Here is a 15,669-nt window from a genome sequence, read left to right on the forward strand (position 1 = left end):
CGGCGCTCGATCTCACAGGCGCTGCAGCGTCCAAGACAGGCCCTTCATGAACACTGCCCCGACCACCCTCATCCGCGAAACCTTCCCCGTAGGCCCCCTGCAATGCAACTGCACCTTGATCGGCGACCCCTTGACCAAAAAGGCCATCGTCGTCGACCCGGGCGGTGACCCGGACAAAATCCTGGCACGCCTGCAGGCCCACGGCCTGACGCTGGTGAGCATCATCCACACCCACGCGCACTTCGACCACTTCCTCGCTTCGGGCAAGCTCAAGGAGCTGACCGGCGCTACCTTGCACCTGCACAAGGACGACCAGGTGCTGTGGGGCAACCTGGAGATGCAGTGCCAGATGTTCGGCGTTCCCTATACTCCGGTGCCGTCACCCGACCGTTGGCTGGGCGATGATGAAGAGCTGGCCTGCGGTTGCGGTGTGGCCCTGCATACGCCAGGCCATACCCCGGGCTCGATGAGCTTCTGGTTCGCCGATGCCAAGCTGTTGATTGCGGGCGATACCCTGTTCCGCCGGGGCATTGGCCGCACCGATTTGTGGGGTGGGGACCAGCGGGCAATCGTGCGTTCCATCAAGGAGCGGTTGTACCGGCTGGACGAAGAGGCCATCGTGGTGACTGGCCACGGGCCCGATACTCGGCTGGGCGATGAAATGCGCGAAAATCCCTTCGTACGTGCCTGATGGCACATGAAGGCACTTTCATGGAATTTTTCGTTGCCGAGGCAATCCAAGGCTGGCATAGATCCCTTTGAGATCTGCCGCATTTATGAATTTCAGTAGGAGCTTGTCCATGTTCACCATGCGTCGTCTGATTATCGTCGCAACTGCCGCTGCCCTGATGACCGGCTGTGCCGGCCAGAACCCTTATGACAACCAGGGTCAGGCGCAGGGCTCCACGGGGATGAGCAAGACCGCCAAGTACGGCGGCCTGGGCGCGCTGGCCGGCGCCATCGCCGGTGCCGCCATCGACCACAACAACCGTGGCAAGGGTGCGCTGATCGGCGCTGCTGCGGTGGGTGCTGCTGCTGCCGGTTACGGCTACTACGCCGACAAGCAGGAAGCAGAGCTGCGTGCGCAAATGGCCAACACTGGCGTGGAAGTGCAACGTCAGGGTGACCAGATCAAGCTGATCATGCCGGGCAACATCACCTTCGCCACCGACTCGGCCAACATCGCCCCTAGCTTCTACTCGCCGCTGAACAACCTGGCCGGTTCGTTCAAGCAGTTCAACCAGAACACCATCGAAGTGGTCGGTTTCACCGACAGCACCGGCAGCCGCCAGCACAACATGGACCTGTCCCAGCGCCGTGCGCAGGCGGTCAGCACCTACCTGACCTCGCAGGGTGTGGATGCCTCGCGTATCTCGGTACGTGGCATGGGCCCGGACCAGCCGATCGCCAGCAACGCCGACGCCAATGGCCGTGCGCAGAACCGCCGTGTGGAAGTGAACCTGAAGCCGATTCCGGGTCAGCAGTATGACCAGCAGCAAGGCCAGGTTCAGCAGTATCCCTGATTGATCGCCGGGGCTGCGCAGCAGCCCCTGTTTCTAGCGTACTACGCTGGCCTGAATCGCCGTCAGCGCAATGGTGTGCACGATATCGTCAACCTGAGCCCCGCGCGGCAAGTCGTTCACCGGCTTGCGCAGCCCCTGCAGCATCGGCCCCAGGCTCACCCCGTCAGCACTGCGTTGCACCGCCTTGTGCGTGGTGTTGCCGGTATTCAGGTCGGGGAACACGAACACCGTGGCACGGCCGGCCACCGGGCTGTCCGGCGCCAGGTCCCGTGCAATCGCCGGGTTGGCCGCCGCGTCGTACTGCAATGGCCCATCGATCAGCAACGCCTGCGCTGCACCTTGCGCCAGGCGTGTCGCTTCGCGCACCTTCTCCACTTCCTCATCGCTGGCTGAATCGCTGGAATAACTGATCATCGCCACCCGTGGTGCGATGCCGAAGGCCTGCGCCGACTCGGCGCTCTGCCGGGCGATCTCTGCCAACTCGGCAGCGCTCGGGTGCGGGTTCATCACGCAGTCGCCGTACACCAGCACCTGCTCGGGGAACAGCATGAAGAACACCGACGACACCAGGCTTGAGCCAGGCGCAGTCTTGATCAGTTGCAGGGCAGGGCGAATGGTGTTGGCGGTGGAGTGCACCAGGCCCGAGACCAGGCCGTCCACTTCGTCCAGGGCCAGCATCATGGTGCCGATCACTACCGGGTCTTCCAGCTGCTGCTCGGCCATTGGCGCGTTGAGGTTCTTGCTTTTGCGCAGCTCGACCATGGGCTCGACATAGCGCCCGCGAATCAGCTCGGGATCGAGGATTTCCAGGCCTGGCGGCAGGGTAATGCCCTGGGCGCGTGCCACGGCGTCGACATCCTCGGGCTTGGCCAGCAGCACGCAGCGGGCAATGCCACGGGCCTGGCAGATGGCCGCAGCCTGCACCAGCAAGGGCTCGGCGCCTTCGGGTAGGACAATTCGCTTGTTGGCCTGTTGCGCCCGCTGGATCAATTGGTAGCGGAACACAGCTGGCGACAGGCGCATTTCACGAGGGGTGCCGCAGCGTTGGTGCAGCCAGGCCGCGTCGAGGTGGCTGGCCACAAAGTCGGTAATAAACTCGGCGCGCTCGCGGTCGTCCACAGGGATTTCGCGGTTAAGTGAATTGAGCTGGTTGGCGGTGTCGTACGAGCCGGTGCTGACTGACAGGATCGGCAGCCCAGCCTGCAGCGCGCCGCGGCACAGGCCGAGGATGCGCGCGTCGGGCTTGCTGTCACTGGTCAGCAGCAACCCGGCCAGTGGTACGCCATTGATCGCCGCCAGGCTGACGGCAAGGATGATGTCGTCGCGATCGCCCGGGGTGACCACCAGGGTACCCGAGGTCAGCAACGGCACCGTGTTGGCCACGGTGCGCGCGCAAATAATGATCTTGCTCATGCGCCGCTGCTCGTAGTCGCCGGCATTGAGCACCTGGGCACCGAGCAGCTCGGCCACGTCGCGGGTGCGCGGGGCGTTCAATTCAGGCTGGTAGGGGATGCAGCCGAGCAGGCGGAAATCGTTGCCGCGCAGCAGGGGCGAGTGCTCGCGCAGGCGGGTGGCGAAGTCGGCCATACTTTCGTCGGTGCGCACCTTGTTGAGGATGACGCCGAGCACTTTCGGGTCGCGCGGGCCGCCGAACAGCTGGGCTTGCAACTCGACCCGGCCGGACAGTTCGCTCAGCACTTCGTTTTCCGGGGCCGAGACCAGGATCACCTCGGCATCCAGGCTCTTTGCCAGGTGCAGGTTGACCCGCGCCGCATAGCTGGCGTGGCGGGTGGGCACCATGCCCTCGACCACCACCACGTCATTACCGACGCAGGCTTGCTGGTAGAGGCGGATGATTTCTTCGAGCAACTCGTCCAGCTGGCCATCGCCGAGCATGCGCTCGACATGGGCCAGGCTCAGGGGCACCGGGGGCTTGATGCCATGGGTGCGGGCCACCAGTTCGGTGGAACGCTCGGGGCCGGTATCACCCGGGTGGGGCTGGGCGATCGGCTTGAAGAAGCCGACCTTCAGGCCCGCGCGCTCCAGGGTGCGCACCAGGCCCAGGCTGATGGAGGTCAGGCCGACACCGAAGTCGGTCGGCGCAATGAAAAATGTCTGCATGCGTGCTTCTCGAAATAAGCGGTGCAAGAAATTAACGGCCAAGGGTAGCGCTATCGGCCCCTTGTGCGCACCAGCCGCATGCGAAAGGCTGGCCGATGTGCTGCGCGCGCTGGGCCGGGTCGAGTACCCAGGGGCGTGCCTGCCACGGTGGCTGGTGGCGCAGGTGCTGGGTATGGCCACAAGACAGTTCGGCCACCCAGTGGCCTTCTTCGTCCTGGTGGAAGCCGGTGATCCGACTGATGGGCCGCTGCTCGTCCGCCGCACGTTCGCAATCGGACGATGGCTTCGTTACACTTGTGCGCTCTACATTCTTTTGCAAAAGGTCTTGCCCCATGCTGATCGCCGCCAACAAGGCTGTCTCCATCGACTATACCCTGACCAACGACGCCGGGGAGACCATCGACAGCTCCGCCGGTGGCGCGCCGCTGGTTTACCTGCACGGTGCCGGCAACATCATCCCGGGCCTGGAAAAAGCCCTGGAAGGCAAGCAGGCCGGTGACAAACTGGAAGTTTCCATCGAGCCGGAAGACGCCTACGGCGAATACCTGGCCGAACTGGTCAGCACCCTGAACCGCAGCCTGTTCGAAGGCGTCGACGAGCTGGAAGTGGGCATGCAGTTCCACGCTTCGGCGCCGGATGGCCAGATGCAGATCGTCACCATCCGCGACATCGACGGCGACGACGTCACTGTTGACGGCAACCACCCGCTGGCCGGCCAGCGCCTGACCTTCAAGGTCAAGGTTGTCAACGTGCGTGACGCCAGCGACGAAGAAATCGCTCACCGTCACATCCACGGTGAAGGTGGCCATCACCACTGATTTTCTGCGCTAAGCTCAGAAAGCCGCCAGGCGCTCGGGCAAGCCGATTTGCCTTCCTACGGGAGGTGGACGGTTTGGACGAGCGCCTTTTTAGTGGGCGGAATTCGCCTGCGGCAACCGGGAACCTGAGAGGGGATGTCATCATGAGTGCATTTCACGACCTGAAACTGGACGCGCTGAACGGCGGGGAACTGCCCCTGGCACCGTTCAAGGGCCAAGTGGTGCTGGTGGTCAACGTTGCCTCCAAGTGTGGGCTCACGCCGCAATACAAGGCCCTGGAAAACCTCTACCAGGTTTACAAGGACAAGGGCTTCAACGTGCTTGGCCTGCCGTGCAACCAGTTTGCCGGGCAGGAGCCAGGCAGCGAAAAGGAAATTCAGGAATTTTGCAGCCTCAACTACGGCGTGAGCTTTCCGCTGGGGGGCAAGCTGGAGGTCAACGGGCCGCAGCGCCATTCGTTGTATCGCCTGCTGGCGGGTGAGGGGGCTGAGTTCCCCGGCGACATCACCTGGAACTTCGAGAAGTTTCTGGTGGGCAAGGATGGGCGGGTGCTGGCGCGCTTCTCGCCGCGTACGGCGCCGGATGATCCAGCGGTTGTGCAGGCGATCGAGAAGGCGTTGGGGTAAGTATCCAGGGCCGCGTCGCGGCCCTTCCTGCATACGCAGGCGCACTGACATTTTTGCCAGTAGCCGTCAGGGGGCAGGTGTCGCCAAACTTTAGATCCGTAACCTGGGATACGAGGTTTGGAAGATGGCGATCAAGCTGTTTTATCAACAGGACCGTCTGGCGCTGATCCATGATGTGCAAGCGCAGCGGCGTCTGATAAGTACAGATGCACAAGCCCACGCCGTGCTGTTGGAAAATTCCCCAATGCCCGTTTTGCTCGCCTGTGATGTGCTGGCATCCGTTCTTTTGATTAACCCGCAGCAGAATATGAAAGCGCGCTGCTATTCACCGTACGGGCATGACATGCCGCATCCCGGGATACCTGGTTTCGCGGGTCAGCTACCTGAGACGGCGCTGGGCGGATATCTGTTGGGTAATGGCTATCGTTTATTCAGCCCTGTATTAATGCGTTTCACCGCCGCTGATGACTGGAGCCCGTTCGGGGCGGCTGGAGTCAACCCCTATGCCTATTGCAAGGGTGATCCGGTCAACTACAGTGATCCTTCTGGCCATATCCTGAGTCGGCTCAAGAGTGTGCTCAACCATATTGGAAGAAAGGCCGTGAGCGCGGCAGATTCTGTAATGTATGAATATGTTAAAGCTAAGCATGGAGAAAGAATCTTTAAAGGAATCGCTCAGCTGGAAAAGCCACCTCTAGGCTCCCGTGGTGCCGTGGTGGCAAAACACACACTCAGCCCCGCGGACGTCAAAGTCGGTGAGCGCATGTTAGACGAGAGCCTGAAGTTTCAAAAACAGAACAACCAGATAACGCAGTCGCGGATACAAAGCGCTGAGCGGGGCGGTGAAGGCAGCAAGATAATTTTCGCTGAAGGCAAAAGCTATATTGTTGATGTGCTGACCAATCAACATGTGCGAGAAGCCAGAAATATCGTAAGACTGGAGGAGGCAAGGGATAACTTGAGAGCCTACAAGGAAACGGGTAGGCATTAAACTCGTCTAGATGCGCGTTGAGGGTGACTCAGGCTTGATCTTCATTGCCATTGAGTCAGTGCACAGTAGGCGTATGGCATCCCTTTTTGACGCTGCATCCAAGTAGATTTCGAATTGCTCGACAATCGCCGGCCAACCTTGGCGGCTGGCATGCTGTCGCGCATTCAGCCGTACCCGGCGCAACGTCTCTTCTTCTTCCAACAGCCAGCAAGCCGCATCCACAAACGCTGCCTGGTCCCCCGGCATGGCAAGCGCACCGCTGTGGCCATGGCGAATATGCTGCGCAGCCGCCGCCTCGTCATAGGCAACCACCGCCAACCCCGAGGCCATGGCTTCGAGCACCACATTGCCAAACGTTTCGGTCAGGCTAGGGAACAGGAACAGGTCACCGCTGGCATAGTGCTCGGCCAGTACCTCGCCGCGCTGGGCGCCACAGAACACAGCATCCGGCATCTGCTGTTGGAGGGCGGCGCGCTGCGGGCCGTCACCCACCAGGATCAGACGCAGGCGTTTCTGTGGATAAGTCTTCCGCAATGCCTCAAGGCAAGGCCGCAGCAAGCCAAGGTTCTTTTCCACAGCGAGCCGACCGACATGCACCACGGCGAGATCGTCCGGGGCGAGCCCCCAGCTTTCGCGTAACGCCTGGCTGCGCCGCGACGGGTTGAAAAGGCAGGCATCGACACCCCGTGCGAGCAGTTCCAGGCGCTCGAACCCACGGCGTTCAAGCTCCAGACGCTGGCTGACACTGGGCACCAGGGTGATCGCCGTGCGCCTATGGAACCAGCGCAGGTAGTGGGTGAGCAGGCGCGCCAGCAAACCCAGGCCGTACTGGCCGGAGTACTGCGGGAAGTTGGTGTGGAAACCGCTGACCACCGCGATCCCCAGGCGCCTGGCCGCGCGCAGTGCGCTGAGCCCCAGCGGCCCCTCGGTGGCGATGTACAGCACATCCGGGCGCTGCCGGCGCCAGCGGCGCAGCAACTTGTGCATCGACACCTCGCCCCACTGCAAACCGGGGTAGCCAGGCAGCGGCCAGCCACGGCACAGCATCAGGTGCGGGTCGTTGTGCACGGGTGCTTCGCCGGCTTGGCGCGGGCGCACTACCTCGACCTCATGGCCGCGTTGGCGCAGCCCTTCGCCAAGGCGGCCAAGGGTGTTGGCCACGCCGTTAATTTCGGGTGGGAAGGTTTCGCTGACCAAGGTAACGCGTAGGGCGGGTGTATTCATGACAAAAAGTTTCCGCCTGCTGGATTGCGCCAATGTGACGGCCATGTGACATGCAGATGACGCCCGACCGCCGACGCTTGCGCCTTTTTGAATATTTCCTGGTGCGGCACTCAAGAAGGTGCAACCGGCAGCCGATGAAGATGCATTCGACTAGGTGATGCGCTCCAGGAGTGCGGTGATGTTCAACAGCAAGCTCAAGCAAGAAATCCGGCAACTGCGCGAAGACCTGATGTCCGTGGAACAGGTCAAGAGTAGCCTCGACAACGAGATGCTGGTACTTCAACTCGACCCCCAGGGACGGATCGAGATGGTCAACGGCAACTTCGAGAGCGAGATGCTCTACCGTGCCGAACAATTGCTTGGACGCAACATCGAGGACATCGTCCCCGCGCATGTGAAGTCGCTGGATTTCTACCAACGCATGAAAAGCGCGATCACCCGTGGCGAGCACCTGAACGGTGCCTTCCGCCTGCTGCGCGGCAATGGCCAGGAAGCCTGGCTGCGCTCGATCCTGCAGCCGGTGAAGAACAGCGAAGGGCGTATCAAGTACTTCACCCTGCATTCCAGCGACCTCACCCGCACCATCGAGACCTCACGCGAGTATGAAAGCCTGATCAAGGCGTTGATGCGCTCGACCGCCGTTATCGAGTTCGGCCTGGATGGCACCATCCTCACTGCCAATGACCGTTTTCTGGCCACCGTCGGCTATCGCCTGGAACAGATTCGCGGCAAGCACCACCGCATGTTCTGCGAGCCGGAAGAGGCCAATTCGGCCGGCTACCAGGCGTTCTGGGACAAGCTGCGCTGTGGTGAATACGTTGCCGAGCGCTTCAAGCGCATCGACGCCCACGGCCGGGTGATCTGGCTGGAGGCCTCGTACAACCCGATCTTCGACGCCCATGACGTGCTGTACAAAGTGGTCAAGTTCGCCACGGTGATTACCGACCAGGTCAACCAGGAACAGGCGGTGGCCGAGGCAGCAGATGTTGCCTACAACACCTCGCTGGGTACCGATGTCAGCGCCCAGAAGGCCACCGATGTGGTTACCCAGACCGTCAGCGTGATGCGTGGCCTGGAAGCCTCGATGCAGGAGGCGGCCGAGGGCATTCAGGCTCTGGATACCCAGTCGCGGGTAATCGGTTCCATCATCAAGACCATCAGCGACATCGCCGGGCAGACCAACCTGCTGGCGCTCAATGCCGCTATCGAGGCGGCCCGTGCCGGCGAGCAGGGGCGGGGTTTTGCCGTGGTTGCCGACGAAGTGCGTCAACTGGCCTCGCGTACCAGCACCGCCACCGAGGAAATCGCCCGGGTGGTGAAGCAGAACGAGCAACTGGCGCAGGCGGCGGTGGCGATCATCGACACCAGCAAGCGCCAGGCCGAGCAGGGGCTGGCACTGGCTGACGAGACGGGTAGCGTGATTGTCGAAATCCAGGACGGGGCGAAACGGGTGGTGGATGTGGTGGGGCAGTTTTCCAGCCGGTTGGGGCAGTGAAGCCCCGGCCAGGCAATGATTGATCTGATGGGGGCGGGGGTCAGTTGCGCTCCCGCACCCAGAACAACGTAGCCCCCGCCACCGCCGCCGGCATCATCACCACGTTCACCCCCGGAATCATCAACGCCAGGTAGGTAATCCCGCCAAAGCTCAGGCTCTGCCAGCGCTTGCTGCGCAGCCAGGCGAGCATGTCCTGCCAGCTCATCTTGTTGTTGTCCGCCGGGTAGTCGATGTACTGGATGGCCATCATCCATACCCCGAACATTAGCCACAGTGGTGCGGCCACCACGTTCACCACCGGGATGAACGACAGGATGAACAGGCCAATAGCCCGTGGCAGGAAGTAGCCCAGCTTGCGCATTTCGCGGCTGAAAGTGCGCGGCACCATGGCCACCAGCTCACCCCAGCTGAACGCCGGGAAGTTATCCTGGCCGCGCACCACCACCTCGACCTTCTCCGCCAAAAAGCCGTTGAACGGTGCGGCAATGATGTTGGCCACCAGGGTGAAGGTGAAGAACACCATCAGTATCAGCAAGGCCACGAACAGCGGCCAGAGGATGTAGCTGAGGAAGCTCAGCCAGTCCGGAAGCGTAGGCATGAGCGCGTCCAGCCACAGGCCGAACTGATGGCCGGCGAAGTAGATCAGGCCACCGAACAGCAGGAGGTTGACCGCCAGCGGCAGCAGCACGAACAACCGCAGGTTGGGGCTCAGCACCAGTTTCAGGCCTTCGCGCAGGTAGTGGGGGCCGGAGAGGACAGGGGCTTGCATCGGGAGACTCCGCAGAGAAGGAAAACGCGCTGACCTTACCGAGTTTGCCGCTCCGACGAAAGGCAGCTGGCAAGCGGGAAACGGTCTGTAACAAAAGCGCCGGGGTCTGGGATATCGATGAAATCAACGAATAGACGGTGCCTATGAGGTGGATTGTCTAAGGATATTTCCTTAATCTTTGCGACCTCGCTACAGTGCGCTCAACTTTCCGCTTTTCGGGCCTGCGCGTTGTAGCCTTCCCCAAGTGCTGCGTGGGTCCGTTTTAAATTTCCAGCTGGCGCAGCCGGTGCACCGATGCCGGCCCGTGCGGCCCGCTCGACAGGAGTTCGACATGTCTGAAGTACGTCATTCGCGCGTCATCATTCTCGGTTCCGGCCCTGCCGGTTACAGCGCCGCAGTCTATGCTGCCCGCGCCAACCTCAAGCCGCTGCTGATCACCGGCATGCAGGCCGGTGGCCAGCTGACCACCACCACCGAAGTCGACAACTGGCCGGGCGACCCCCACGGCCTGACCGGCCCGGCCCTGATGCAGCGCATGCAAGAGCACGCCGAGCGTTTTGAAACCGAAATCGTCTTCGACCACATCAATGCCGTCGACCTGGCCAACAAGCCGTTCACCCTGCAGGGTGACAGCGGCAAGTACACCTGCGACGCACTGATCATCGCCACTGGTGCCAGCGCCCGTTACCTGGGCCTGCCGTCGGAAGAAACCTTCATGGGCAAGGGCGTTTCGGCCTGCGCCACCTGCGACGGTTTCTTCTACCGCAACAAGCCGGTCGCCGTGGTTGGCGGTGGCAACACGGCCGTGGAAGAGGCGCTGTACCTGGCCAACATCGCCAGCAAGGTGACCCTGGTACACCGTCGCGAAACCTTCCGCGCCGAGAAGATCCTGGTCGACAAGCTGAACGCCCGTGTGGCTGAAGGCAAGATCGAGCTCAAGCTCAACGCCACCCTGGACGAAGTGCTGGGTGACAACATGGGCGTGACCGGTGCGCGCCTGAAGAACAACGACGGCAGCAGCGACGAAATCAAGGTCGACGGCGTGTTCATCGCCATTGGCCACACCCCGAACACCTCGCTGTTCGAAGGCCAGCTGACCCTGAAAGACGGCTATCTGGTGGTCAACGGCGGCCGTGAAGGCAACGCTACCGCCACCAACGTTGAGGGTGTGTTCGCTGCAGGTGACGTGGCAGACCACGTTTACCGCCAGGCAATCACCTCGGCGGGTGCCGGCTGCATGGCTGCTCTGGACGTAGAACGTTACCTGGACGGCCTGGCCAACGCCTCGTTCTGATCGGGTAACACCCCTAAAAAAACCGGCTGAAAAGCCGGTTTTTTATTGCCCGCAATCAGCTTACAGGCTCAACCGCATCGACAGGTCGACCGCCTTCACATCCTTGGTCATGGCACCAATCGAGATGTAGTCCACGCCGGTTTCGGCAATCACACGCAGGGTCGTTTCGTTGACCCCGCCGCTGGCCTCCAGCTTGGCCTTGCCCGCGTTGATGCGCACTGCTTCGCGCATTTCGTCCAGGTTCAGCTCATCAAGCATGATGATGTCTGCGCCAGCGGCTAGCGCCTCGCGCAGTTCATCCAGGCTTTCCACTTCGATCTCAACCGGCTTGCCTGGCGCAATACGGTGTGCAGCGGCCACGGCTTCGGCCACGCCGCCGCTGGCAGCGATGTGGTTTTCCTTGATCAGGAACGCGTCGTACAGGCCGATGCGGTGGTTGTCGCAGCCGCCGCAGGTTACCGCGTACTTCTGCGCCAGGCGCAGGCCCGGCAGTGTCTTGCGGGTGTCCAGCAGGCGCACCTGGGTGCCTTCCACCAGGTCGGCCAGGAAGCGCGCACGGGTGGCTACCCCCGACAGCATCTGCAGGAAGTTCAGCGCACTGCGCTCACCGCTCAGCAGCGAACGGGCCGGGCCTTCGAGGTGGAACAGCGGCTGGTTGGCAGTCGCCCGCTCACCGTCCGCCACCTGCCAGTGCACCGCCACGCGTGGGTCGAGCTGACGAAAAACGGCATCGACCCAGGCGGTACCGGCGATCACGCAGTCTTCGCGGGTGATGATGGTCGCCTTGGCGAGGCGCTTGGCCGGGATCAGCTGCGCGGTGATATCGCCACTGCCGATGTCTTCCAACAGTGCACGGCGCACGTTGGCTTCGATTTCAGCGGTCAGGTCGGCGAGGCGTAGGTTCGGCATGTTCGGCTCCACTAGCTAGATGCCCGCGATTATAGGGCAGGGGGCTGGTGTGTACAGCCGCCTTGGCGATGTCCGTTGGTCGGCGTTGTGAGCCATTCAAGCCCATTCGGGTCATTAACCGCTCGGCGAAACGGCGCTGGCAGCGATGCGATTTTTTACCGATAATAGCGCCCAGTATTTGGCGTCATAGCTTTGACGATCATCAGCCCCTGTCGGGCAAGACACCCTGCAAGGAGTCCAGGATGCAGAAAGAAGGCAAGGTGGTGCCCTTGGCGGCGGCCATCGACCCAGGGGGGCGTATGCCTCTTCCTTGCCTTCCGGTGTTGTTGCTGCAGGTGCGCGACAAGGCTGCCTTGCAGTTGCGCCAAGGCTTGCAGGACCTGTTCGACAACGCCGATGACACGCTCTTCGAAATGGCTGACAAGGCCTTCGACCGTTATGACCAGCATCTGTACTTCGAAGCCATGCGTGATCTGAGGCTCAAGCGCAAAAGCATCGAACGCGGCTTTCTTGATACCTTCCATGACACCTACGCACGCATCGGCCAGCCCGACCCGCTGGCGCACCTGGCCGAACCGTGCAGCTTGCGGAGCAAGGCCCAACGGGAACGGGCTGCGGCCATGGAGGGCATGGTTGCGCGGGTGCTGTCACGCGATGGTATTGCCCTGCAGCAACTGCGCCTGCGCTTGCAGGCGCTGCTCGATCGCCCCCTGCATGAGCAGCACAACCCGTTGGGCCCGGCCGCTTTGTGCGGGTACTTCCTGGACGCGGGGCGCAACCTGGGGGTTGGTTTACGGGTCAAGCTGGTGCTGCTCAAGCTGTTCGAGCGCTATGTGCTGCGTGATGCCGACATCCTCTATGCCGACGCCAACCAGCTATTGGCCGCAGCCGGTGTACTGCCGGAGTTGCAGCCTGCACCGCGCCGGCGCGCCGAAGACAGGCGCTTGCGCACACGACGAGGGTCGTTGAGCCAAGGCCAGGACGTTGGGGCAGACGCGGCAGGGCAAGCGTATTTCGCCTCATTGCAAATTCTGCTGGCCCCGCTGCGCGGGCAGTTCGCACCGCGATTGCAGGCGGTGGCTGCTGCCCAGCCGATCAGCACGGCCGACCTGATACGCCTGCTGTCGCACTTGCAACACTATGTACCCGTCACTCACGAGGCAGATGACTTCGAGCTTGGCCAGCAGCTTGAGCAACTGCTGTTGCGGGTCAGTGTGCGCAGCGGCACGCGCCGGCGCATCGCCGTGGACGATGAGGACGTGATCAATCTGGTCGGCCTGGTGTTCGCGTTCATCCAGCGTGATGACAACCTGCCCGCCAGCCTGCGCGCACTGCTTGTGCGCCTGCATATTCCCTTGCTCAAGGTAGCCTTGCTGGACAAGGGGCTGTTCAGCCGGGCCAGCCACCCTGGGCGCCGGCTGATCAACGAGATTGCGGGCGCGGCCATTGGCTGGGCGTGCGGCAGCGAAGGCCTGCGTGACAGCCTTCACCTGCGGGTAGAAAGCACAGTCCAGCGCCTGCTCAATGATTTTGCCGAAGATGCTGGCCTGTTTGCCGATCTTCTCGATGAGTTTCTTGCATCCAACCAGGAGGAACGGCGGCGCAACGAGCTGCTTGAACAGCGCACCCGCGACGCCGAAGAGGGGCGGGCCCGTGCCTTGCAGGCGCTGCACCAGGTGCAGCAGGTGCTCAACCAGCGCCTGCGCGGTCGGGTATTGCCCCTGGTGGTGGTGCAGATGCTGGTGCAAGCCTGGAGCCAGGTACTGCAGTTGGCCTGGCTGAAGCAGGGTGAAGCCTCCCAGGGCTGGCGCGATGCCCTGCAGACCGTGGATGCGCTACTGGCCAGCATCACCCCGGGGCATGAGCCGCAACAACTGTTGCAGCAGGTGCCGGGCCTGCTCAAGGCGCTGCGCGATGGCCTGGCCAGCGTGGCGCTGGATTCGGCAGCAACCCGAGAGTTCTTCCTGCAACTGGAGCAGTTGCACCTGCATGCCTGTGCGGGCACTGAGCTACCGGCGGGCCATGACAAGCCCTTTGCCGAAGTGCGGGTGGACGAGGACATCGTGCTGGCGATGGCCGAAGAACCGGCCTGTGCACCACTGCAATTTGCCGATGGGCAGACGGCAGCGCTGCAGCATGTGCAGCGCTTGCGCATCGGCAGCTGGGTTGAAGTCATGGATGACGGCGAACCGTTGCGTTGCAAACTGGTGGCGCACGTCGGTAGTCACGACAGGCTGGTATTCGCCAACCGTACCGGCATGAAAGTGTGCGAGTGGAACAGCACCGCCCTGGCCCAGGCATTGCGCCGAGGGGACGTACGGATGCTGGATGACGGTTTGTTGTTCGAGCGGGCGCTGGGGGCGGTGCTAGACGGGTTGCGGCAACCTTGGGTGCAGTAGACGGCAACATTACAATCATTCACATGCAAACGGTGTTGAGCGCAGGGCATACTGTTGACCTGTTCACGGCGTTTTCAGGATCTGCCCCATGCAATTGGACCGTGCCACTGGCTGGTTTCACGGAACCGGAATCACCCACTGCCCTTCGCCGAACTTCAATGCCCGCCCTGAAGGCGAATCGATTTCTCTGCTGGTGATCCACAACATCAGCCTGCCTCCAGCCTGTTTCGGCACCGGCAAGGTCCAGCAGTTTTTCCAGAACCGCCTGGACCCCGATGATCATCCTTACTTCAACAGCATCAAGCACCTGACCGTGTCGGCGCACCTGTTCGTCGAGCGTGACGGGGTGGTGACCCAGTTCGTGTCGTTGCTCGATCGCGCCTGGCACGCTGGCGTTTCGTGTTTTGACGGGCGCGAAGGCTGCAACGATTTCTCCATCGGTATCGAACTGGAAGGCACTGACGACCAGGCCTATACCGACGCCCAGTACGCCGTGCTGGAACAACTTACCCGGCACATTCGTAGCGCCTGGCCGGCCATCGACCTGAGCCGCATTCAGGGCCACAGCGACATTGCCCCGCAACGCAAGACCGACCCCGGCCCGTCCTTCGATTGGCCGCGCTACCGCGAAGCGTTGTTGCACAACGAGGACAAGGCATGAGTTTTCTGGTGTTGTTGCTGGCATTGTGGGTCGAGAAGTTCTCGGCCCTGCGCCACCGCGTGCAGCGCGACGGGTTTTTCCTTGGCGAACTGGTGCGCCTGGAGCGTAGCGGCAAGGTACATCCGTGGTGGACGCTGGCCATTCTGGTGCTGGCACCGGTCATGCTGCTGGTGTTGCTGCTGCACGTGCTGGAGCCGGTGGCGTATGGGCTGTTGGCGTTGCCGGTGCACCTGCTGGTGCTGGTCTATAGCCTGGACCGTGGTGATGCCAAGGCCTCGCTTGGGCCGTTCCGCGATGCCTGGCGGCGTGGTGATGACCAGGCGGCGCTGCATGTTGCAGAGCGTGACCTGGGGCTGGCCGCCGACGAGCCGCACAGCTTGCTGGCAAGGGTGCAGGGCAACCTGCTGTGGCAGGTGTACCAGGGCTTTTTCGCGGTGATCTTCTGGTATTTCGTGCTGGGGCCTGGGGCGGCGCTGGCTTATCGCCTGCTGGCGCTGTGCGGCGAGCACAGCAAGCAGCCTGCGTTGAAGGCGCGGGCCGAACAGCTGCGGCACGTCATGGACTGGCTGCCGGTGCGGGTACTGGCGTTGAGCTTTGCCCTGGTGGGCAACTTCCTCTCGGTCACCCGCGTGATGTTGCACGAGGTGCTCAACTGGCACATCAGTGCCGCGCACCTGGTGGCCAGGGTCGGGCGCATTGCCGATGATATTCCCGAGGAAGAAGACAGCCTGCGCGGGTTGGGGCGGCTGGACAGCTTGTGGGAACTGCTGCTGCGTTGTGCGGTGCTGTGGTATGCCGGGTTTGCGCTGTGGACGGTGCTGGTCTGAACTGAATTTGCT

14 protein-coding genes and 2 pseudogenes are annotated in these 15,669 nt (G+C 62.3%); 11 read left to right on the plus strand and 5 right to left on the minus strand.

Annotation, left to right across the window (positions count from 1 at the left end):
* Positions 1–46: 46 nt before the first annotated feature.
* Positions 47–691 carry an MBL fold metallo-hydrolase gene (locus APH36_RS21555; RefSeq protein WP_082426433.1) on the plus strand — a complete coding sequence of 215 codons (645 nt, stop codon included), beginning with the start codon at positions 47–49 and terminating at the stop codon, positions 689–691.
* Between the two features lie 109 nt (positions 692–800).
* Entirely contained in the window at positions 801–1,523 is a 723-nt protein-coding gene (locus APH36_RS21560) for an OmpA family protein (RefSeq protein ID WP_016501466.1), read from the plus strand.
* Positions 1,524–1,556: 33 nt separating this feature from the next.
* Here the strand turns inward: APH36_RS21560 and pta are convergent, their stop codons facing one another.
* Complete coding sequence (gene pta / locus APH36_RS21565) at positions 1,557–3,644, minus strand: phosphate acetyltransferase (protein WP_060500154.1); 2,088 nt, start codon at positions 3,642–3,644, stop codon at positions 1,557–1,559.
* 31 nt (positions 3,645–3,675) lie between these two features.
* Complete coding sequence (locus APH36_RS21570) at positions 3,676–3,978, minus strand: DUF3565 domain-containing protein (protein ID WP_025754816.1); 303 nt, start codon at positions 3,976–3,978, stop codon at positions 3,676–3,678.
* On the opposite strand from APH36_RS21570, the gene APH36_RS21575 reads away from it, so the two are divergent.
* The 3 genes from APH36_RS21575 to APH36_RS21585 all read left to right on the plus strand — a co-directional run bounded on the left by APH36_RS21575 (position 3,977) and on the right by APH36_RS21585 (position 6,079).
* Positions 3,977–4,462: a peptidylprolyl isomerase gene (locus tag APH36_RS21575; protein ID WP_060500155.1), complete on the plus strand. Its 486-nt coding sequence runs from the start codon at positions 3,977–3,979 to the stop codon at positions 4,460–4,462. The two genes, APH36_RS21570 and APH36_RS21575, sit on opposite strands and share 2 nt — an antisense overlap.
* A gap of 143 nt (positions 4,463–4,605) precedes the next feature.
* Positions 4,606–5,088, plus strand: coding sequence for a glutathione peroxidase (locus APH36_RS21580; protein WP_060500156.1), 483 nt, complete (start codon positions 4,606–4,608; stop codon positions 5,086–5,088).
* A 124-nt stretch (positions 5,089–5,212) separates the two neighbouring features.
* Positions 5,213–6,079, plus strand: coding sequence for an RHS repeat-associated core domain-containing protein (locus APH36_RS21585; protein WP_060500157.1), 867 nt, complete (start codon positions 5,213–5,215; stop codon positions 6,077–6,079).
* A gap of 6 nt (positions 6,080–6,085) precedes the next feature.
* Here APH36_RS21585 and APH36_RS21590 read toward each other — a convergent pair whose 3' ends face one another.
* Complete coding sequence (locus APH36_RS21590) at positions 6,086–7,303, minus strand: glycosyltransferase family 1 protein (protein ID WP_060500158.1); 1,218 nt, start codon at positions 7,301–7,303, stop codon at positions 6,086–6,088.
* Positions 7,304–7,610: 307 nt separating this feature from the next.
* Here APH36_RS21590 and APH36_RS33260 point away from each other — a divergent pair.
* Positions 7,611–8,210, plus strand: a pseudogene (locus APH36_RS33260) (PAS domain-containing protein); the annotation flags it as partial.
* A gap of 171 nt (positions 8,211–8,381) precedes the next feature.
* Positions 8,382–8,798, plus strand: a pseudogene (locus tag APH36_RS33265) (methyl-accepting chemotaxis protein); the annotation flags it as partial.
* Positions 8,799–8,838: 40 nt separating this feature from the next.
* Here the strand turns inward: APH36_RS33265 and cysZ are convergent.
* The gene (gene cysZ / locus APH36_RS21600; RefSeq protein ID WP_060500160.1) at positions 8,839–9,567 is read right to left on the minus strand and encodes a sulfate transporter CysZ; all 729 of its coding nucleotides are present in this window, start codon (positions 9,565–9,567) and stop codon (positions 8,839–8,841) included.
* 331 nt (positions 9,568–9,898) lie between these two features.
* Here cysZ and trxB point away from each other — a divergent pair, with 331 nt between their 5' ends.
* Positions 9,899–10,861, plus strand: a complete 963-nt coding sequence (trxB, locus tag APH36_RS21605; protein ID WP_003247318.1) for a thioredoxin-disulfide reductase — start codon at positions 9,899–9,901, stop codon at positions 10,859–10,861.
* Positions 10,862–10,921: 60 nt separating this feature from the next.
* On the opposite strand, the gene nadC is transcribed toward trxB, so the two are convergent.
* Positions 10,922–11,770: a carboxylating nicotinate-nucleotide diphosphorylase gene (gene nadC, locus APH36_RS21610; protein ID WP_060500161.1), complete on the minus strand. Its 849-nt coding sequence runs from the start codon at positions 11,768–11,770 to the stop codon at positions 10,922–10,924.
* Positions 11,771–12,012: 242 nt separating this feature from the next.
* Between nadC and APH36_RS21615 the strand changes: the two genes are divergently transcribed.
* The 3 genes from APH36_RS21615 to ampE all read left to right on the plus strand — a co-directional run bounded on the left by APH36_RS21615 (position 12,013) and on the right by ampE (position 15,657).
* On the plus strand, positions 12,013–14,169 hold the full coding sequence (locus tag APH36_RS21615) for a DUF1631 domain-containing protein (protein ID WP_060500162.1): 2,157 nt from the start codon (positions 12,013–12,015) through the stop codon (positions 14,167–14,169).
* A gap of 88 nt (positions 14,170–14,257) precedes the next feature.
* Positions 14,258–14,830 carry a 1,6-anhydro-N-acetylmuramyl-L-alanine amidase AmpD gene (ampD, locus tag APH36_RS21620; RefSeq protein WP_060500163.1) on the plus strand — a complete coding sequence of 191 codons (573 nt, stop codon included), beginning with the start codon at positions 14,258–14,260 and terminating at the stop codon, positions 14,828–14,830.
* Positions 14,827–15,657 carry a regulatory signaling modulator protein AmpE gene (gene ampE, locus APH36_RS21625; RefSeq protein ID WP_060500164.1) on the plus strand — a complete coding sequence of 277 codons (831 nt, stop codon included), beginning with the start codon at positions 14,827–14,829 and terminating at the stop codon, positions 15,655–15,657. Before ampD ends, ampE begins: the two co-directional genes overlap by 4 nt.
* Positions 15,658–15,669: the final 12 nt, after the last annotated feature.

It is taken from the genome of Pseudomonas sp. NBRC 111133 (assembly GCF_001320605.1).
GTDB classification, from domain to species: Bacteria; Pseudomonadota; Gammaproteobacteria; order Pseudomonadales; family Pseudomonadaceae; genus Aquipseudomonas; species Aquipseudomonas monteilii.